General features: G+C 74.0%; 18 protein-coding genes, 1 tRNA gene and 1 pseudogene. 7 read left to right on the plus strand and 13 right to left on the minus strand.

Annotation, left to right across the window (positions count from 1 at the left end):
- Both ACFSBI_RS01355 and ACFSBI_RS01360 read right to left on the minus strand, forming a co-directional pair.
- Positions 1 to 184, minus strand: a pseudogene (locus tag ACFSBI_RS01355) (type II secretion system F family protein); the annotation flags it as partial.
- Positions 181 to 1,410 carry a CpaF family protein gene (locus ACFSBI_RS01360; protein ID WP_377931393.1) on the minus strand — a complete coding sequence of 410 codons (1,230 nt, stop codon included), beginning with the start codon at positions 1,408 to 1,410 and terminating at the stop codon, positions 181 to 183. The pseudogene ACFSBI_RS01355 and the gene ACFSBI_RS01360, both read right to left, overlap by 4 nt.
- Positions 1,411 to 1,514: 104 nt before the next feature.
- Here ACFSBI_RS01360 and ACFSBI_RS01365 point away from each other — a divergent pair.
- Both ACFSBI_RS01365 and ACFSBI_RS01370 read left to right on the plus strand, forming a co-directional pair.
- Positions 1,515 to 1,594, plus strand: a tRNA-Leu gene (locus ACFSBI_RS01365).
- A gap of 40 nt (positions 1,595 to 1,634) precedes the next feature.
- Positions 1,635 to 2,333, plus strand: coding sequence for a DedA family protein (locus ACFSBI_RS01370; protein WP_377931394.1), 699 nt, complete (start codon positions 1,635 to 1,637; stop codon positions 2,331 to 2,333).
- A 28-nt stretch (positions 2,334 to 2,361) separates the two neighbouring features.
- On the opposite strand, the gene rdgB is transcribed toward ACFSBI_RS01370, so the two are convergent.
- The 4 genes from rdgB to ACFSBI_RS01390 are packed head-to-tail and all read right to left on the minus strand — an operon-like array spanning position 2,362 to position 4,752.
- Positions 2,362 to 2,964, minus strand: a complete 603-nt coding sequence (gene rdgB / locus ACFSBI_RS01375) for an RdgB/HAM1 family non-canonical purine NTP pyrophosphatase (RefSeq protein ID WP_377931395.1) — start codon at positions 2,962 to 2,964, stop codon at positions 2,362 to 2,364.
- Positions 2,961 to 3,695 (minus strand): ribonuclease PH, encoded by a 735-nt coding sequence (gene rph / locus ACFSBI_RS01380; RefSeq protein WP_377931396.1) that lies wholly within the window; start codon positions 3,693 to 3,695, stop codon positions 2,961 to 2,963. Before rph ends, rdgB begins: the two co-directional genes overlap by 4 nt.
- The gene (gene murI, locus ACFSBI_RS01385; RefSeq protein WP_377931397.1) at positions 3,692 to 4,540 is read right to left on the minus strand and encodes a glutamate racemase; all 849 of its coding nucleotides are present in this window, start codon (positions 4,538 to 4,540) and stop codon (positions 3,692 to 3,694) included. The genes rph and murI overlap by 4 nt, the downstream gene beginning before the upstream one ends.
- A 59-nt stretch (positions 4,541 to 4,599) precedes the next feature.
- A complete protein-coding gene (locus ACFSBI_RS01390; RefSeq protein WP_377931398.1) occupies positions 4,600 to 4,752 on the minus strand; it encodes a hypothetical protein in 153 nt (50 codons plus the stop codon).
- Between the two features lie 197 nt (positions 4,753 to 4,949).
- On the opposite strand from ACFSBI_RS01390, the gene ACFSBI_RS01395 reads away from it, so the two are divergent.
- Positions 4,950 to 6,203, plus strand: a complete 1,254-nt coding sequence (locus tag ACFSBI_RS01395; RefSeq protein WP_377931681.1) for a nicotinate phosphoribosyltransferase — start codon at positions 4,950 to 4,952, stop codon at positions 6,201 to 6,203.
- Between the two features lie 20 nt (positions 6,204 to 6,223).
- Here ACFSBI_RS01395 and ACFSBI_RS01400 read toward each other — a convergent pair whose 3' ends face one another.
- From ACFSBI_RS01400 to ACFSBI_RS01410, 3 genes are read right to left on the minus strand one after another with little or no spacing between them, the layout of a single operon-like run.
- Positions 6,224 to 6,493: a DUF3039 domain-containing protein gene (locus tag ACFSBI_RS01400; protein ID WP_377931399.1), complete on the minus strand. Its 270-nt coding sequence runs from the start codon at positions 6,491 to 6,493 to the stop codon at positions 6,224 to 6,226.
- A gap of 23 nt (positions 6,494 to 6,516) precedes the next feature.
- Positions 6,517 to 8,091 (minus strand): ABC transporter permease, encoded by a 1,575-nt coding sequence (locus tag ACFSBI_RS01405; protein ID WP_377931400.1) that lies wholly within the window; start codon positions 8,089 to 8,091, stop codon positions 6,517 to 6,519.
- A gap of 34 nt (positions 8,092 to 8,125) precedes the next feature.
- Positions 8,126 to 8,944, minus strand: a complete 819-nt coding sequence (locus ACFSBI_RS01410; protein WP_377931401.1) for an ABC transporter ATP-binding protein — start codon at positions 8,942 to 8,944, stop codon at positions 8,126 to 8,128.
- Positions 8,945 to 9,085: 141 nt separating this feature from the next.
- Between ACFSBI_RS01410 and ACFSBI_RS01415 the strand changes: the two genes are divergently transcribed.
- Together ACFSBI_RS01415 and ACFSBI_RS01420 are read left to right on the plus strand one after the other, a co-directional pair.
- Positions 9,086 to 9,910 carry an ABC transporter permease gene (locus tag ACFSBI_RS01415; protein ID WP_377931402.1) on the plus strand — a complete coding sequence of 275 codons (825 nt, stop codon included), beginning with the start codon at positions 9,086 to 9,088 and terminating at the stop codon, positions 9,908 to 9,910.
- A complete protein-coding gene (locus tag ACFSBI_RS01420; protein ID WP_377931403.1) occupies positions 9,910 to 10,644 on the plus strand; it encodes an ABC transporter ATP-binding protein in 735 nt (244 codons plus the stop codon). Before ACFSBI_RS01415 ends, ACFSBI_RS01420 begins: the two co-directional genes overlap by 1 nt.
- A 39-nt stretch (positions 10,645 to 10,683) precedes the next feature.
- Here the strand turns inward: ACFSBI_RS01420 and ACFSBI_RS01425 are convergent, their stop codons facing one another.
- Entirely contained in the window at positions 10,684 to 11,142 is a 459-nt protein-coding gene (locus tag ACFSBI_RS01425) for a hypothetical protein (RefSeq protein WP_377931404.1), read from the minus strand.
- A gap of 118 nt (positions 11,143 to 11,260) precedes the next feature.
- Between ACFSBI_RS01425 and ACFSBI_RS01430 the strand changes: the two genes are divergently transcribed.
- Positions 11,261 to 12,013, plus strand: a complete 753-nt coding sequence (locus ACFSBI_RS01430) for a hypothetical protein (protein WP_377931405.1) — start codon at positions 11,261 to 11,263, stop codon at positions 12,011 to 12,013.
- 54 nt (positions 12,014 to 12,067) lie between these two features.
- Here ACFSBI_RS01430 and ACFSBI_RS01435 read toward each other — a convergent pair whose 3' ends face one another.
- From ACFSBI_RS01435 to ACFSBI_RS01445, 3 genes are read right to left on the minus strand one after another with little or no spacing between them, the layout of a single operon-like run.
- On the minus strand, positions 12,068 to 13,975 hold the full coding sequence (locus ACFSBI_RS01435) for an amylosucrase (RefSeq protein ID WP_377931406.1): 1,908 nt from the start codon (positions 13,973 to 13,975) through the stop codon (positions 12,068 to 12,070).
- Between the two features lie 49 nt (positions 13,976 to 14,024).
- A complete protein-coding gene (locus ACFSBI_RS01440) occupies positions 14,025 to 14,216 on the minus strand; it encodes a hypothetical protein (protein ID WP_377931407.1) in 192 nt (63 codons plus the stop codon).
- A gap of 58 nt (positions 14,217 to 14,274) precedes the next feature.
- Positions 14,275 to 15,660, minus strand: a complete 1,386-nt coding sequence (locus ACFSBI_RS01445; protein WP_377931408.1) for a S1C family serine protease — start codon at positions 15,658 to 15,660, stop codon at positions 14,275 to 14,277.
- 52 nt (positions 15,661 to 15,712) lie between these two features.
- Here ACFSBI_RS01445 and ACFSBI_RS01450 point away from each other — a divergent pair, with 52 nt between their 5' ends.
- Positions 15,713 to 16,963, plus strand: a complete 1,251-nt coding sequence (locus ACFSBI_RS01450) for an aminotransferase class I/II-fold pyridoxal phosphate-dependent enzyme (protein ID WP_377931409.1) — start codon at positions 15,713 to 15,715, stop codon at positions 16,961 to 16,963.
- Positions 16,964 to 17,022: the final 59 nt, after the last annotated feature.

The following is a 17,022-nucleotide window of genomic DNA, read 5'->3' on the forward strand; positions in this document are numbered from 1 at the left end:
CCGCCGACGCGAGGACGAAGCCCGCCGGTGCCAGCCCCCCCACCCCCGCGCCCGCCAGGCGCTCCTCGATCGCGGCGCCGGCTCGGCGGCGCTCACGCGGCCGGCGCGCCGACCCCGGCCACAGCCGCGGCGCGAGGATCAGCAGCACCCCGGCGCCGCCGAGCGCCCCGAGCGCGGCGATCACGCGGCGGGCCGCAGCAGCGCGACCGGGTCGAGGCCCACGGCCTGCAGCTTCTCCGGCCGCGGCGGCAGGCCGCCGGACGGCCTGAGCACGCCGTCGACCAGGTGGAAGAGCCGGCTCGCCTCGACGACGCCGCCGTCGGCGACGGAGGCGCTCAGCGCTCCGGTCGGTGCGAGGACCTCCACGACCCGCCGGCGCCCCGAGCGCTGCAGCTCGCAGTGCACGACGAGCTCGACGGTCGACGCCACCGTCGGCAGGACGAACCCGGCGTCGATGTTGCGGCCCGCGAGCAGCGGCAGCGTCGCGAGCTTCACCAGGGCGTCGCGCGCGGAGTTCGCATGGATCGAGCACGCCCCCGGGATGCCGCTGTTCAGCGCGATGAGGAGGTCGAGGGCCTCCGCCTCGCGCACCTCGCCGACCACGAGCCGGTCCGGCCGCATCCGCAGCGCCTCCTTGATGAGGCGTCGCAGGGTGATCTCGCCGGTGCCCTCGAGGCTCGGCTGCCGGCACTGCAGCGCGACGGCGTCGCGGCCGGGCGGCTTCAGCTCGAACGTCTCCTCCACGGTGATCACCCGGTCGGTCGGCCTCCCCGCCGCGAGCAGCGCGTTCAGGAGGGTCGTCTTGCCCGCCTGGGTCGCCCCGGACACGAGCACGTTCATCCCGGCGAGCATCGCCGCCCGCAGGAAGTCCGCCGCCTGCCGCGGCAGGGAGCCGTGACCCACGAGGGCATCCAAGGTGAGCGCGCGGTCGGAGAACTTGCGGATGTTCACGGCCCAGTGCCGCCGCGTCACGTCCGGGATCACGACGTGCAGGCGCGAGCCGTCCGGCAGGGAGGCGTCGACGAACGGGCTCGACAGGTCGATGCGGCGCCCGCTCGGGGCGAGCATCCGCTCCACCAGGTCGCGCACCTCCTGCTCGGTCAGCACGACCGGCGTCAGCTCGGCGACCCCGCCGCGCGCCGCGAAGACGCGCGTGGGGCCGTTGATCCAGACCTCCTCGACCGCCGGGTCGTCGAGCAGCGGCTGCAGCGGGCCGAGGCCCGTCAGCTCGGCGACCACCCGCCGCCGCGCCGCCGACTCGTCCGCGATCAGCGGCACGTCGGCCCCGAACGCCCGCTCGGCGTACCGCTGCAGCTCCTGCTGCACCGCGTCCTCCGGCGACGGGCCGAGGTCGCCGCGCCGCGCCCGCGACCGGACGGACTCGGCGATCAGCTGCACGGGGTCGCTCACGGGCAGCAGTGTGACGAGGCCGGACCGCGCCCGTCGGCGGTTGTCCACAGCCCCCGCCTCCCGGCGTGCTCCCCCGCGCTGGGTACACTGACCGGGCTCGCCGCGCGGGAGTGGTGGAACTGGCAGACACGCAGGATTTAGGTTCCTGTGCTTCGGCGTGAGGGTTCGAGTCCCTCCTTCCGCACGACCGCAGCGCCCGCGAGTCGACGGAGAGGACCGGACCCATGCAGCCCATGCCGACCGCGCAGTCGCTGTTCCCGTTCCTCGACCCCGCGAACCTCATCAACGCCTTCGGGCCGTTCGGCCTCATCGGCGTCTGCCTGATCATCTTCGCGGAGACCGGTCTGCTCATCGGCTTCGTGTTCCCCGGGGACACGCTGCTGATCATCACCGGCCTGCTGACCCACCCGGACTCCGACCACTACATGCAGGTCCCGGTCTGGATCGCCGCGCCCGCGATCGCGGTGGCGGCCTTCCTCGGCGGCGAGCTCGGCTACTACGTCGGCAAGAAGACGGGGCCGCGCGTCTTCGAGCGGCGGGAGTCCGGCCTGTTCAGCAAGAAGCAGGTCGAGCAGACCTTCCGCTTCTTCGACCGGTACGGGCCGATCGCGGTGATCCTCGCCCGCTTCGTCCCCGTCGTGCGGACCATCGCCCCGATCGCGGCGGGCGTCGGGCGGATGGACTACCGCCGGTACAGCCTCTACAACGCGATCGGCGCGGTCGCGTGGGGCTTCGGCGTGACGTTCATCGGCTTCCTGCTCGGCTACAACCCCGTCATCGCCGACTGGGTCTCCAACTACATCGACGTCATCCTGCTCGGCGCGGTGGTGCTGTCGCTCGGCCCGACGCTGTACCACGTCTGGAAGAACCACCGTCAGGCGAAGCGCAACGCCGCGTCCGCGACGCAGGACCCGGCGGTCTGACCCCGGCCGCCGCAGCCCTCCCTGCGTGTCAGCCCACGGGCAGCCCGCGCTCGCGCATCGCCTCGACGAGGGCGCGGAACGCCTGACCGCGGTGGCTCACCGCGTTCTTCTCGTGCGCGCTCAGCTCGGCGGCCGACCGCTCGTCCCCCGCCGGGACGAACAGCGGGTCGTAGCCGAAGCCGCCCTCACCGCGCTCGCCCTCGAGGACGCGCCCCGGCCACTCGCGCTGCACCGTCAGCTCGGCGTCGCCGTCCACGAGGACCGCGGCGCAGACGAACGCCGCCGCCCGGTCGCTCCTCCCGGCGAGGCGCTCGAGCAGCAGCGCCCGGTTGTCCTCGTCCCGCCCGGTGCCGGCGTAGCGCGCCGACCGGATGCCCGGCTCGCCGCCGAGCGCCGCGACCGCGATGCCCGAGTCGTCCGCGATGGCCGGCAGGCCCGTGTGCCGGGCGGCGGCGCGGGCTTTGATCAGCGCGTTCGCGACGAAGTCGTCCCCGTCCTCGACCGGCGACGGGCCGTCGTACCGCAGCAGCTCCACGCCCGGCAGCAGGGGCCCCAGGATCGCGGTCAGCTCGACGACCTTGTGCGCGTTGCCGGTGCCGAGCACGATGCGGCGCGGCGGCTGCGCGGTCACCGCTCCCCCGCGAGCGCGGCGCGCTGCAGCTCGGTCAGCCGCGCGGTCCCGGCGAGCGCGAGGTCGAGCAGGCCGTCGAGCTCGCGGCGGTCGAACGTCGCGCCCTCGGCGGTGCCCTGCACCTCGACGAAGAGCCCGCGGCCGGTCGCGACCACGTTCATGTCGGTCTCGGCGCGCACGTCCTCCGTGTACGCCAGGTCGAGCATGGGCGCGCCGTCGATGATCCCGACCGAGACGGCCGCGACCGAGTCGACGAGCGGCTGGCTGCGCTGCCCGACGAAGCGCTTCTCGCGCGCCCACTCGATCGCGTCGGCGAGCGCGACGTAGGCGCCCGTGATCGCCGCGGTGCGCGTGCCGCCGTCGGCCTGGAGGACGTCGCAGTCGAGCACGACGGTGTTCTCGCCGAGCGCCTTCGTGTCGACGACCGCGCGCAGCGACCGGCCGATCAGGCGGGAGATCTCGTGCGTGCGGCCGCCGATGCGCCCCTTCACGCTCTCGCGGTCGGAGCGATCGTTCGTCGCGCGCGGCAGCATCGCGTACTCCGCCGTCACCCAGCCGCGGCCCTTGCCCTGCAGCCAGCGCGGCACGCCGTTCGTGAACGAGGCGGTGCAGAGCACCCGGGTGTCCCCGAAGGAGATGAGCGCGCTGCCCTCCGCCTGGCTGCTCCAGCCCCGCTCGATGGTCACGGGACGCAGGTCCTCGGGGGTGCGGCCGTCTCGGCGCTCGGTCATGGTGCTCCTCGCAGGTCGTCTGGCAGGGTGATCGCGCCGGTGTGCACCAGCTCGACGGAGGGGACCTCGGGGCCGAGGAAGCGGCGGGCGAGGCGGAGGAACTCCTCCTCGCTGTCGCCCGTCGCCTCGAACCGGTGCCGGGGCGGCTCGGCGGCCGTGCGGAGCAGGTCGTGCTGGACGAGCGCGCGGTAGACGTCGGACGCGGTCTCCTCGGCGGACGACACGAGCGCGACCTCAGGCCCCATCTCGAGGCGGATCGCGGCGGACAGCAGCGGGTAGTGGGTGCAGCCGAGCAGCACCGTGTCGACGTCCGCCGCCTTCAGCGGCGCGAGGTACTCGCGGGCGGCGGCGAACAGCTCGGGGCCGCTCGTGACGCCGGCCTCGACGAACTCCACGAAGCGCGGGCAGGCCGCCTGCACGACCGTCACGTCGGGGTCCGCGACGAAGGCGTCGACGTAGGCGTTCGAGCGCACCGTGCCCTCGGTGCCGATGACACCGATCCGCTTGGTGCGGGTGCGCCGCGCGGCCGCGCGCACCGCGGGCAGCACCACCTCGAGCACCGGGATGCCGGCGCCGTGCGTGAAGCGCTCGCGGGCGTCGCGGAACATCGCCGCCGACGCGGTGTTGCAGGCGATCACGAGCAGCTTCACGCCCTGGGCGACGAGGTCGTCCAGCACCTCGAGGGCGTAGGCCCGCACCTCGGCGAGCGGCTTCGGGCCGTACGGCGAGTGCGCCGTGTCGCCGACGTAGCGGATCGCCTCGTTCGGCAGCTGGTCGAGGATGGCCCGCGCGACGGTGAGCCCGCCGACGCCCGAGTCGAAGACCCCGATCGGCGCGTCGTTCACGGGCCGGAAGCCTAGCCGCGTCGCGCGGGACGTCCCTGGCCGGCGCCGAGCGACCGCGGTCAGTCGGCGTCGCGGCGGCGGACGCTGAGGACGAGGGCGACCGCGAAGGCGGCGACGACGACGGCGACGACCCCGGCGGGCAGGTAGTCGAGCGAGGGGAACGCGGACTCGATGAGGGACGCGTGCAGCAGGAAGTCCTGGGTGGGGACCATGGAAGGGGCCTTCCGGGGGGAGGGTGTCGGAGGCGGCGTGCCGGGTGAGCGCGTCGCGGCGCGGCTGGGTGACCGGCGCGCGGGCCACGTTAGGGGGCGCCTCCGCTCGGCACCCGCCCCACTTCGCGTGGCAGGCGTTCCCTAGGCTCGCGCGGGTGACGAGCACCGCGCTGCTGACGGACCGGTACGAGCTGACGATGGTCGACGCGGCCCTGGCGGACGGCACGGCGCATCGCCGCAGCGTCTTCGAGGTCTTCGCGCGGCGGCTGCCGGGCGGCCGGCGCTACGGCGTCGTCGCCGGTACGGGGCGCCTGCTCGACGCGATCGACCGCTTCCGGTTCGGCGACGCCGAGCTCGCGTGGCTCGAGGCGGAGGGCGTGGTGCGTCGGCCCACCCTCGACTGGCTGGCGGACTACCGGTTCGCCGGCGACGTGACCGGGTACCGCGAGGGCGAGCTGTACTTCCCCTCCTCCCCCGTGCTCACCGTCGAGGGCGGGTTCGCCGAGGCGGTCCTGCTGGAGACCCTGATCCTCAGCGTGCTGAACGCCGACAGCGCGGTCGCGACCGCCGCGGCGCGGATGGTGTCCGCGGCCGGCGACCGGCCGCTCGCGGAGATGGGCGGCCGGCGCACCCACGAGCGCGCGGCGGTGAGCGCGGCGCGCGCCGCGTGGATCGCGGGCTTCTCCGCGACCTCCAACCTCGAGGCCGGGCGGCGCTGGGGCGTGCCGACGATGGGCACCGCGGCGCACTCCTTCACGCTGCTGCACGACACCGAGGAGGACGCCTTCCAGGCCCAGATCGACGCGATGGGAGCGGGCACCACCCTGCTCGTCGACACCTACGACGTGACCGAGGCGGTCGAGACGGCCGTCCGGCTCGCCGGTGCGGAGCTCGGGGCGGTGCGGATCGACTCCGGCGACCTGCCGACGGTCGTCTCCGCGGTGCGGCAGCAGCTCGACCGGCTGGGCGCGACGTCGACCCGCATCACCGTGACCAACGACCTCGACGAGTACGCCATCGCGGGGCTTGCGGCGTCGCCCGTCGACTCCTACGGCGCCGGCACGCGGCTCGTCGGCGGCTCGGGGCACCCGACCGCGGGCTTCGTCTACAAGCTGGTCGAGCGCGCCGACGAGGACGGGTCGATGCGACCGGTCGCGAAGCGCTCGGCGCAGAAGGCCGGCAGCGGCGGCCGCAAGTGGGCGTTCCGCCTGCTCGCGGACGGGATCGCGACGACCGAGCGCGTCGTGGTCTCGGACGCGGAGCCGACCCTCGCCGGCGCGCGGCAGGTGACGGTTCCGCTCATGACCGCGGGCCTCGCGGACCACGCGCACGTCGGCGTCGCAGGCGTCCGCGCGGCGCGCGAGCACCACGCCGCCGTCGTGCGGGAGCTGCCGCAGGAGGGCACGCGGCTGTCGCCGGGCGACCCGGCGATCCCGACCGACCTCGGCTGAGCCCGCAAGAGGGAGCCGGGTCAGTCCTGCATGCGGTCGTAGATGCGCTTGCAGTCGGGGCAGACCGGGAAGCGGTCGGGGTTGCGGCCCGGCACCCACTTCTTGCCGCAGAGCGCGCGGACGGGCTTGCCGGTCACGGCGGACTCCACGATCTTGTCCTTCGGCACGTAGTGCGCGAAGCGGTCGTGGTCGCCGTCCTCGGTGATCTCGCCGTTCAGCAGCTCCTCGAGCTCGCGGTCGATCGTGGAGGTGCCGCCGCCCACGGGGTCGGTCACGGAGTCTCCTGCCATGGCATCAGGGTAGGCCGCGCCGGTCACGCGCGGAGCGCCGCGGCGAGGATCTCCGGCCCGCGGCGGTCGAAGACCCGGCCGCCGATCCGGGTGCCGACGACGAGCACGAGCGCCCCGACGCCGAGGCCGACGACGAGCGACGCCCAGAGCCAGCCGTCCCCGCCGCCGCGCACGCCGACGAGCCCCAGCACGAGGGCGGGAGCGCTCAGCACCAGCTGCCCGAGGAACAGCGCGGACTGCACGAGCGCCGCCGCGCCGCCCGCCGAGTTCGGCTGCTGGAACGGGGAGGCGCCGGGCCGGGGCACCGGGTAGGGCGCGAGCGCCGAGGTCACGGCGCCGAGGCCCGCGCCCGAGAGGAACAGGCAGCCGCTCGTGCCGATCAGCGCCGCCGCGACGACGGGGTCGCCGGCGAGCACGCCGCAGACGATCGCGCCGATCACGATCAGCGGCGAGCCGACCGCGAGCACGGGTGCGAGGCGGCCGAGCCGGTCGGCGGTGCCGCGCACCCCTGCCGCCACGTGGAGCCAGACCGCGGTGTGGTCGTAGGCGATGTCGTTATGGGTCGTCCAGCCCGCGAACAGCGCCACGACGGGCACCGGCAGCAGCGCGAGGGTCGGGCCGGGCACGCCCGCGAAGCCGAGCACGAGCACGAGCGCCACCGGCGTGATCGGGACGATGAGCGCGCTGACCCGGTACCGCACGTCCCGGGCCCAGTAGGTGGTCGAGCGCGCCGCGACCGCACCGAGCGGCGTCCCCGGCAGGCGGCCGAACCAGCCGAGGCCGGTGACCGTCTGGGGCGGCGCCGTGCGCGCGGGCGACGAGACCGCCCGGCCGACCAGCGCGCGCCAGGCGACGGCGAGCAGCAGCACGACGACGAGGCCGATGACGAGCCGCAGGAGGCCCTCCGCGGTCGAGCCCGCGGCGACCGCGGCAGGGGCGGCCCAGGTCGCGCCGAGCGGCGTCCAGCCGAGCACGGCGGTCACGTGCTGGAGCGTCGCGGCCGCGTCGGGCCCGAGGTCCGCGTTCGACAGCAGCGCGAACGCCGGCCCGAGCAGCACGAGCGCGACGACGCCCGCGGCGGAGACCGCCTCACGGGTGCGCCTCGTGGACAGCAGCAGGCCCGCGAGCGCCGCCGCGCAGCGGCCGGCCAGCACGCAGAGCAGCACGGTGAGCGGGGCCGCGACGAGCGCGGTCAGCACCGCGCCCGGCGTCCGCGACCACGTCGCCACGGTCGCGAGCGCGATGACGGAGAGCGCGACCCCGGGCACCCCGACGACCGCGGCGACGGCCAGGCCGATCGCGAGCCGCGTGCGGTCGAGGCCGAACAGGGCGAAGCGGCGCGGGTCGAGGGTGTCGTCGACCCCGATCAGCAGGGGCACCAGCGCGAAGCCGAGCACGGCCAGCGACCCGCCGCCGACCACGACGTCCGTGGCGAGCCGCAGCGGGGCGTACCGCAGGGCGACGAGCAGCGCGACGAGCAGCCCGGTGACGCCGATGCCGTAGACGAGCAGCAGGACGAGTCCGACCACCTGCCAGGGGCTGCGGCGAAGCTGCCCCGCCAGCAGGCGCAGCTTCAGCATCACGAGCCGGCGCGTCATCGGTCCCCTCCCGCGGCGCCCGGTCCGTGGACGCTCAGTCCGTGAAGCTGTGCAGCCATTCCATGCCCGCCGCGGCCCGCCGTCCGCCCGCCAGCTGCACGAACCGCTCCTCGAGGCTGGCGCCCCGTCGGACCTCGTCCGTCGTCCCGGCGGCGAGCACGCGCCCGCCCACCACGATCGCGACGTGGTCGCACACCCGCTGGATCAGGTCCATGCCGTGGCTGGACAGCAGCACGGTGCCGCCGGCGGCGACGTAGCGCTGCAGGATCTCGACCAGGTTCGCCGCCGAGACGGGGTCGACGGACTCGAACGGCTCGTCGAGCACGAGCAGCCGGGGCGAGTGGATCATCGCGGCCGCGAGCGCGATCTTCTTCGTCATGCCGGCCGAGTAGTCGGCGACCAGGCGCCCGCTCGCGTCCTCCAGCCCGAACGCCGAGACGAGGTCCGCCGTCCTCCGCCGTACGACGTCGGGGTCCATCCCGCGGAGGACGCCCGAGTAGTGCAGCAGCTGGGCGCCGGAGAGCCGGTCGAAGAGGCGGAGCGCGTCCGGCAGCACGCCGATCGTCCGCTTCGCCCGCTCCGGCTCGGCCCACACGTCGATGCCGTGGACCAGCACGCGGCCGGCGTCCGGCCGCAGCAGCCCCGTCACCATCGACAGGGTCGTGGTCTTGCCGGCGCCGTTCGGGCCGACGACGCCGGTGAACGAGCCGGGCTGCACGGTCAGGTCGATCGCGTCGACCGCGACGGTCTCGCCGAACCGCTTGGTCAGGCCCTGCACCTCGAGCACCGGCGGCGCCTCGGCGGGCTCCGCACCGGCGACCGCGGTCGCCGCCGCGTCGCCCTCGTCCGTCACGCGCTCGACGGTAGCAAGGCGTCCGCCGAGCGGGGCGGACGCGCCGGGAGGCTGGGCGCGAGTCGGGGCGGAGGCGCTCGATTACCATGGCGAGCCGACGCCGACCACCTCCCCCGCGGCGCCCCACCAGAAGGACGCCCCGTGACCGCTGCCGTATCGGCGCCCCGCGCCGCTGCCGCCTCGGCGCGCAGCTCGTACTGGGCCCGCTACCGCCACGCCCTCTGGCTGCTCACGACCCGCGACCTCAAGGTCCGCTACACGACGAGCGCGCTCGGCTACCTGTGGTCGATCATCGACCCGCTGCTGATGGCCGGGATCTACTGGGTCGTGTTCCAGTTCGTGTTCACGAACCGCGGCGGCACGACCGAGCAGCCCTACATCCTGTTCCTGCTCTGCGCGGTGCTGCCCTGGACGTGGTTCAACGGCAACCTGTCGGACGCGACGCGCGCGTTCCGCCAGGAGGGCAAGCTGATCCGCAGCGTGCGGATCCCCCGGAGCATCTGGATCCTCCGGCAGATCTGCAGCAAGGGCATCGAGTTCCTGATCAGCCTGACGATCATCGCCTTCTTCGCCCTGATCTACCTCCGGCCGCCCTCGCCCCTCGCGCCGCTCTACCTGATCGTCGCGATCGCGCTGCAGGTGCTGCTGACGGTGGGGCTGAACTTCATCATCGCGCCGCTCGCGGTCTTCTACCGCGACCTCGAGCGCGTCGTGAAGCTGGGCCTGCGGGTGCTCTTCTACGGGGCGCCGGTGCTCTACCACTTCAACATCGGCAACCCGGTGCTGCACTTCATCTACGGCATCGACCCGCTCGCGGGCATCTTCGACCTGTACCGCGGGATGTTCTTCCCGCAGATCGTGGACTGGGTCTACGTGCTGCAGAGCCTGATCGGCTCGATCGTGATCTTCACGATCGGCGCGGTCGTGTTCCGCCGCTCCATCCCGCGCGTGCTGAAGGAGATCTGATGCCGACGCCCGTGATCTCGGTGGAGGACGTCGGGATCCAGTTCAAGATCAACCGCCGCCGGCAGCGCAGCCTGAAGGACCTCTTCGGCACGAAGCAGCGGCGGGAGGCGCCCGAGGAGTTCTGGGCCTTCCGCAACGTCAGCTTCGACGTGCAGCAGGGCGAGTCGATCGGGGTCGTGGGCCGGAACGGCCAGGGCAAGTCGACGCTGCTGAAGATCGTGGCGGAGGTGATCATCCCCGACGAGGGCACCGTGGAGGTGCGCCGCGGGGTGGCTCCCCTGATCGAGATCACCGGCGGGTTCGTCGACGACCTCTCGGTGCGGGACAACGTCTACCTGGCGGCGGGCCTGCACGGGAAGAGCCGGGAGCAGATCGACGACGAGTTCGCCGACATCATCGAGTTCGCGGAGATCAAGGACTTCGTGAACACGCCCTACAAGCACCTGTCGAGCGGCATGAAGGTCCGCGTCGCGTTCAGCGTCGTGTCCCGGCTGGACGAGCCGATCCTGCTCGTCGACGAGGTGCTCGCGGTCGGCGACCGCGGCTTCCGGCGCAAGTGCTACGCCCGCATCGAGGAGATGCTGGCCGACGGCCGGACGCTGTTCTTCGTGTCGCACAACGACGGCGACCTCAAGCGCTTCTGCAACCGCGGGCTCTACCTCGACGACCACGTCCTGAAGTTCGACGGGCCGATCGAGGACGCCTACGAGCGGTACACCGCCGACTACTCCTGACCGGGCCGCTCCCGCCCCGGGACGGGAGCGCGGGCCGGCTCAGGCGCGCGGGACCGGCTCGCCGCCGAAGGTGAGCCCGTACTCGTCGCCCGACTCGAGCCGGAGCTTGAAGGAGTGCTTCTCCTGCGGCCTGCGCAGGTCGAGCCGCTCGGCGAGGCCCGGCAGCACCCGCTGCGGCTCGCCGCCGTTCACGAGCTCGCCGACCTCCCCGCTCGTGAGCCCGAGGCCGTAGGTCTGCTCCAGCTGGTCGGCGACGGACGCCCGCTCCGCCTGCAGGGTCCGCACGCCGATGCCCGCCTGCCACCCAGCCGCCACGAGCGCGACCGCGGCGAGCACGCCGGCGACGACCCCGACGCCCCGCAGCCGGGTGCGCGAGCCGCGCCGCAGCCGGGGTGCGAACACGATCGGCAGGCAGATCAGGACCGTGGCGACCAGCAGCGCGGTCAGCGCGGGGAGGAAGACCAGGTTCTGGTCCTCGGCGAAGTACTCGATCGTCACGTGGGTCATCTCTTCCGGGCGAACGGCCGACGCTAACACCGGGCGGACGCCCCGACCGACTGCGACGCCGCGCACGCTCGGCCGACGTCCACCGCGACTGCCTATCCTTCCGGGCACCATGGCGAAGGACGCGGACGACGAGCTGGAACAGACCTGGACGAAGCGCGGCTGGGACCGGCTGCTGGTCGTCCAGCGCCCGGCGGTGCTGGCGCACCTCCGGGGCATCCGGAAGCGGCACCCGGAGGCGTCGCCGGAGCAGGTGCTGCGCATCCTCGAGAAGCGCTACCTCGCGGCCGTGACCGCGGGCGGCGCCGCGAGCGGCGCGGCCGCCGTGGTCCCCGGCGTCGGGACCATCGCCTCGGTCGGCATCAGCGGGGTCGAGACGGTCGGCTTCCTCGAGGCGAGCGCGCTGTTCGCGCAGTCGGTCGCCGAGGTGCACGGCGTCGCCGTGACGGAGCCGGAGCGCGCGAGCACGATGGTGATGGCGCTCATGCTCGGGCCGTCCGGGTCCAAGCTGGTCGAGCAGTTCACGGGCGAGATGAACGGCACCGGCGGTCCCCGCTCCGAGTACTGGGGGCAGGTGGTCGGCGACCGGATGCCCGTCAAGTTCCTGAAGCCCCTCGCCGACCGGGTGCGGCGCACCTTCCTCAAGCGGTTCGCGGCCCGTCAGGGCGGCAGCGTCGTGCTGCGGGCGGTGCCGTTCGGCGTCGGCGCGGTGATCGGCGGGGCCGGCAACCGCATGGCCGGCGGTCGCGTCGTCAAGGCGACGCGGGAGGCGTTCGGTGCGGCGCCGAGCGTCTTCCCGGGCGAGGTGCTGATCGGCGAGGCGGACGCCGACGAGCGGGCGCTCGACGGCGGCCACGTGGACTGAGCCCGCGGCCCGGCACCGTCCGGCCCCCACCGGTCGAGGCGCGCCCCGCGGGGCTCAGGACCCGTCCGCCGCCCGCTGCACCCGGAGCCAGACGAATCCGAGGGGCGGCAGCACGAGGCCCTCGCGGAGGTGCACCTCGGCCTCCGTCAGCAGCTCCTGCGCGGTCTCGGGCAGGGCGGCGAACCGCTCCGCGGCCACGACGCGCGGCCCGTCCGACAGGTTCGCGAGCACGAGGACCGTCCGCTCGACCCCCGGCCGCTGGTAGCCGAGCACGTGCGGGTCGTGCGTCTCGAAGCCGACGAGTGCGCCGCCCGCCAGCTCGGGAATGCTCCGTCGCACCGCGATGAGGCGCCGGAGCCCCGCGAACACGGCGCCGGCGTCGGTGCCCGGGTCGTCCCGCTCCGCGTACCGCGCCGCCGGGAAGGCCGGCCGGTGCACCCAGCGGCTGTCGCTCGCGTGCTCCGGCACCGCGAGGTAGGAGTGGTCGTTCAGCTGCCCGACCTCGTCGCCGAGGTACAGCAGCGGGATCCCGCCGGTCGACATCGCGACGCCGTGCGCGAGCAGCACCCGGGCGACCCCGTGCGGGTCGCCGGCCTCGACGCCCGCGAGCGACGCGGTGGTGCCGGAGACGCGGGCGTCCCCCGTGCGCGGGTTCTCCTGGAAGGGCACGCCCCGCGCGAACGAGCCGGGGAACCGGTCCACGTAGAAGGCGTTGAGGAAGCGGCGGTGCTCGAAGCCGTCGATCCCGAGCTCGGCGGCGTCCTCGTCCGCGAAGGTCCAGCCGATGTCGTCGTGGCTGCGCACGTAGTTCACCCAGGCGGTGCCCGGCGCGGTCGCGTGCCGGCGCTCGAGGGCCTGCGACAGCAGGCGGGCGTCCCGGGTCGCGAGCGCGTCCCAGATCAGCGCCATCTGCAGCGGGTTATACGACAGGCGGCACTCGTCCACGTCGATGTACTCCGCGACGCGGTCGGGGTGGACGATCGCCTCGGACTTGAAGACGACGGCCGGGGCGGCGATGGCGAGCACCGCGTTGAAGGCGCGGATCAGCGCGTGCGCCTCCGGCCGGTTCTCGCAGTCGGTGCCGAGCTCCTTCCAGATGAACGCTGCCGCGTCGAGCCGCAGGACCTCGACGCCCACGTTCGCGAGGAAGAGCATCTCCCCCGCCATCGCCTCGAACACCGCCGGGTTCGCGTAGTTCAGGTCCCACTGGAAGCGGTGGAAGGTCGACCAGATCCAGCGGCCGTCGGGCAGCTGCACGAACGAGCCCGGGTAGTCGTCCGGGAACACCTCGCGCGTCGTCCGCTCGTACAGGTCCGGGATCGTGCGGTCGGGGTGGATCCGGTAGAAGCCCTCGTAGCGCGGATCGCCCGCCACGGCGCCCAGCGCCCACTCGTGCTCGTCGCTCGTGTGGTTGAACACGAAGTCGACCACGAGGGAGATGCCGGCGGCGCGCAGGTCGGCCGCTAGGTCGCGCAGCTGCGCCGTCGTCCCGAGGCCCGGGTCGACCTCGCGGTAGCTGGAGACGGCGTAGCCGCCGTCCGAGTCGCCCGCGGGGGCCGCGAAGAGGGGCATCAGGTGCAGGTACGTCAGCCCGAGCTCGCGGAAGTACGGGATGCGGGCGCGCAGGCCCTTCAGGTCGCCGGCGTAGCGGTCGACGTAGCAGACCCCGCCCAGCATCCGGTGGTCCAGGTACCACGCGGGGTCCGCCTCCCGCACCGCGTCGAGGCGCCGCAGGTCCGGCGACCGCTCGGCCGCGGCGCGGGCGGCCGTCGCCACGACCGCCGCGAGCTGCTCGAGGCAGTCGGCGCGGTCGCCGTACACGTCGGTGAAGTGGCGGTACAGCCGCTCGAAGTGCGCATCCATGCGCCGCTCGAGCACGTCGTCGAGGACGGTGCCGGCCTCGGCCAGCCGGTCGCGCACGAAGGCGCGGGCGGCTGCCGCCTGCTGGGCGATCGTGAGCATCGGACCCCTTCGTCTCGCCCTCGATCCTCGGGAGGACGCTCCGCCGCGGTCAGTCCGGCGGCGCCCCGAAGGCGAGCACGAGCCCGATCACGACGAGCACGCCGAGCACCACCGACACGGTCGGCACCCAGGACGGTCGGCCGTCGCCGCTGCGCCGCAGGCGCACGAGGTTCAGCACGAGCAGCGTCGCGAGCATGAGCAGCACCGCGACGCCCCAGACCGGGCCGCCGATGCTCAGCACGGCGCACCGCAGGGCCGGCCCGCGTGCGCGGGCCGGCCCTCGAGACGGGAGCGACGGGTCAGGACGCGGCCTTCACCGTGCCGAGGGTGACCGACCCGGTCTTCGACTGGCCGTTGCGGCTCCACGTCACCTCGACCGTGCTGCCGCCCGGGTACGCGCGGACCTGCGCGGCGAGGTCCGTGAACGCGGTCGTCGGCACGCCGCCGACCGCGGTGATGACGTCGCCCTTCTGGATGCCGGCCTTCGCGGCCGGGCCGCCCGACGTGACCGTCGAGACCGGCACGCCGGCCACGTCGCCGCTCGTCGCGGTCTGGTTCGACGGGGACTCGATGCCGATCTGCCCGTGCGTCGGCTGCTCGCCCTTGATGAGCTCGTCCGCGATGCGCTTCGCGATGTTGGAGGGAATGGCGAAGCCGACGCCGATGCTGCCCGACTGCCCGCCGGTCGACGACCCGGTGCCCGCGATCGCGACGTTCACGCCGATCACGCGGCCCTGCGAGTCGAGGAGCGCGCCGCCGGAGTTGCCCGGGTTGATCGCCGCGTCGGTCTGCAGCACCGACAGGTAGATGTTCGAGGTCTGCGCCTGCGACTGCTGCCCGCCGTTGCCGTTGCCGTTGCCGTTGCCGAAGTTCCAGAAGTTGAAGGGGCTCTCGCCCTGCCCCTGTCCCTGCCCCTGGTCCTGCTGGCCCTGCTCGGGCACCGCGGACGAGGCGACCGCGATGCTGCGGTTCAAGGCGGAGACGATGCCGGTGGTCACGGTGTTCGGCAGGTTCAGCGGGGCGCCGATCGCGACCACGGAGTCGCCCACGTTCAGGTCGCTCGAGTCCGCGAAGGTCGCCGCGGTGAGGCCCGAAGCGTTCTCCAGCTTGATGACCGCGAGGTCGTTCAGCGGGTCGGTGCCGACGATCTTCGCCTTGTACAGGTGCCCGTCCGTGGTGGTGACCGAGATCGTGCCGCTCGAGCTGTCGCCGTCGAGCGTGACCACGTGGTTGTTCGTCAGCACGTAGCCGTCGGAGCTCAGCACGATGCCGGAGCCGGTGCCCGACTCGTTGGAGGCGGCCACCTGAATGGTCACGACGGAGGGCGAGGCCTTCGCGGCGACCGCGGAGACGGCGGTCGCGGTCGACGGGTTGTTGATGACGACGCCTGCTCCGGAGCCGTTGGCGTTCGAGGTGGAGACCGCCGAGGTCGGCTGGTTCACCGCGATCGCGATGCCCGCACCGAGCCCGCCGCCGATCAGCGCCGCCACCACCGCGGCGGCGACGACCGGCACGACGAGGCCGCGCCGCTCACGGCTGCGCCGGAACGCGGCTCCTTCGCGGTCGTCGGCCACCGTCGTGGTGACGGGCTCCGCCCGGGTGTCGGTGCCGTCCTCGTGCAGGTGGCCGCCGTCGGCGGTCGTCTCCGACCGCGGCTCCTCCGGCCGGTTGAAGTCGTCGCTCATGGTGCTCCTTCCAAAGCCTCTCCAGACTGCGGGTCGATCCTGTGCCGTTCTTATGAGCCTCGGAAGGACCGCCTGGGCATCCCGCGCCTCGTACAGTCGGACCGTGGACCTGACCGCGCCGTGGCGGCGCGCCGCCGCCGGCGCCGGCCTGCTGGGCGCCGACGGCCGCCCCGGCACCACCGTCTTCGCGGAGATGAGCGCCCTCGCGCTCGCCACCGGCGCGATCAACCTGGGCCAGGGCTTCCCCGACACCGACGGCCCGGCCGAGGTGCTGGCGGCCGCCCGCGAGGCGATCGGGGCCGGCCTCAACCAGTATCCGCCGGGCCGGGGCACGGCGGCGCTCCGCGAGGCGATCTCGCGGCACCAGCACCGGTGGTACGGCCTCGAGGTCGACCCCGCGACGGAGGTGCTCGTGACCGCGGGCGCCACCGAGGCGCTCGCCGCGGTGCTGCTCGCGTTCGTGGAGCCGGGCGACGAGGTGCTCACCCTCGAGCCCGCCTACGACGCCTACGGCGCCCTGGTCGCGCTCGCGGGGGGCGTCCACCGCACGGTCCCCATGGCGTGGCCCGACTTCCGGCCGGACCCCGAGCGCCTCGCGGCGGCCGTGACCGACCGCACCCGCATCGTGCTGCTGAACACGCCGCACAACCCGACCGGGACCGTGCTCGACGAGGCCGCGCTCCGTGCGGTCGTCGCCGCGGCCGCGCGCCACGACGCGCTGATCGTCACGGACGAGGTCTACGAGCACCTGCTGTTCGACGGGGTGCGCCACGTGCCGGTCGCGACCCTGCCGGGCGCGGAGGACCGGACGATCACGATCTCCTCCGGCGGCAAGACCTTCAGCACGACCGGGTGGAAGATCGGCTGGCTCACGGGTCCGGAGCGGCTCGTGTCGGCGACCCTCGCCGTCAAGCAGTTCCTGACGTACGTGAACGGCGCCCCGTTCCAGCCCGCGATCGCGGTCGGGCTGGACCTGCCGGACGAGGTCTTCGCAGGGATCGCGGCGCGGCTGCAGGCGGGGCGCGACGCGCTCGCCGGCGGGCTCGGAGCCGCGGGCTTCCCGGTCTCGACGCCGCAGGCGGGCTACTTCCTGATCGCCGACGGCGCGCCCCTCGGCTTCCCCGACGCGACGGACCTGTGCCGCCGCCTGCCGGACCTCGCCGGGGTGGTCGGCATCCCGGTGGCGGCCTTCTGCCGAGGGCAGCAGGCGGAGGCGGTGCGCAGCCTCGTCCGCTTCGCCTTCTGCAAGTCGCCCGCGGTGCTCGCCGAGGCGTCTGAGCGCCTCGCCGCCCTCCGCCCCTGACCGCCGCGCACCGCTTCACGTCGCGACGCGGCACGGTCCCGGCCCTCAGCATCGTGCCG

Origin of the sequence: Amnibacterium endophyticum, from assembly GCF_042680685.1 — a bacterium.
Taxonomy (GTDB): Bacteria; Actinomycetota; Actinomycetes; order Actinomycetales; family Microbacteriaceae; genus Amnibacterium; species Amnibacterium endophyticum.

Excerpts from the sequence above, each read along its gene's own strand:
- rph (WP_377931396.1), bottom strand. The coding sequence starts at position 3,695 with ATGACCGAGCGCCGAGACGGCCGCACCCCCGAGGACCTGCGTCCCGTG.
- ACFSBI_RS01450 (WP_377931409.1), top strand. The coding sequence starts at position 15,713 with ATGAGCCTCGGAAGGACCGCCTGGGCATCCCGCGCCTCGTACAGTCGG.
- ACFSBI_RS01390 (WP_377931398.1), bottom strand. The coding sequence starts at position 4,752 with ATGGTCCCCACCCAGGACTTCCTGCTGCACGCGTCCCTCATCGAGTCC.
- ACFSBI_RS01435 (WP_377931406.1), bottom strand. The coding sequence starts at position 13,975 with ATGCTCACGATCGCCCAGCAGGCGGCAGCCGCCCGCGCCTTCGTGCGC.
- ACFSBI_RS01395 (WP_377931681.1), top strand. The coding sequence starts at position 4,950 with ATGGTCGACGCGGCCCTGGCGGACGGCACGGCGCATCGCCGCAGCGTC.
- ACFSBI_RS01445 (WP_377931408.1), bottom strand. The coding sequence starts at position 15,660 with ATGAGCGACGACTTCAACCGGCCGGAGGAGCCGCGGTCGGAGACGACC.
- ACFSBI_RS01370 (WP_377931394.1), top strand. The coding sequence starts at position 1,635 with ATGCAGCCCATGCCGACCGCGCAGTCGCTGTTCCCGTTCCTCGACCCC.
- ACFSBI_RS01400 (WP_377931399.1), bottom strand. The coding sequence starts at position 6,493 with ATGGCAGGAGACTCCGTGACCGACCCCGTGGGCGGCGGCACCTCCACG.
- ACFSBI_RS01420 (WP_377931403.1), top strand. The coding sequence starts at position 9,910 with ATGCCGACGCCCGTGATCTCGGTGGAGGACGTCGGGATCCAGTTCAAG.
- ACFSBI_RS01430 (WP_377931405.1), top strand. The coding sequence starts at position 11,261 with ATGGCGAAGGACGCGGACGACGAGCTGGAACAGACCTGGACGAAGCGC.
- ACFSBI_RS01405 (WP_377931400.1), bottom strand. The coding sequence starts at position 8,091 with ATGACGCGCCGGCTCGTGATGCTGAAGCTGCGCCTGCTGGCGGGGCAG.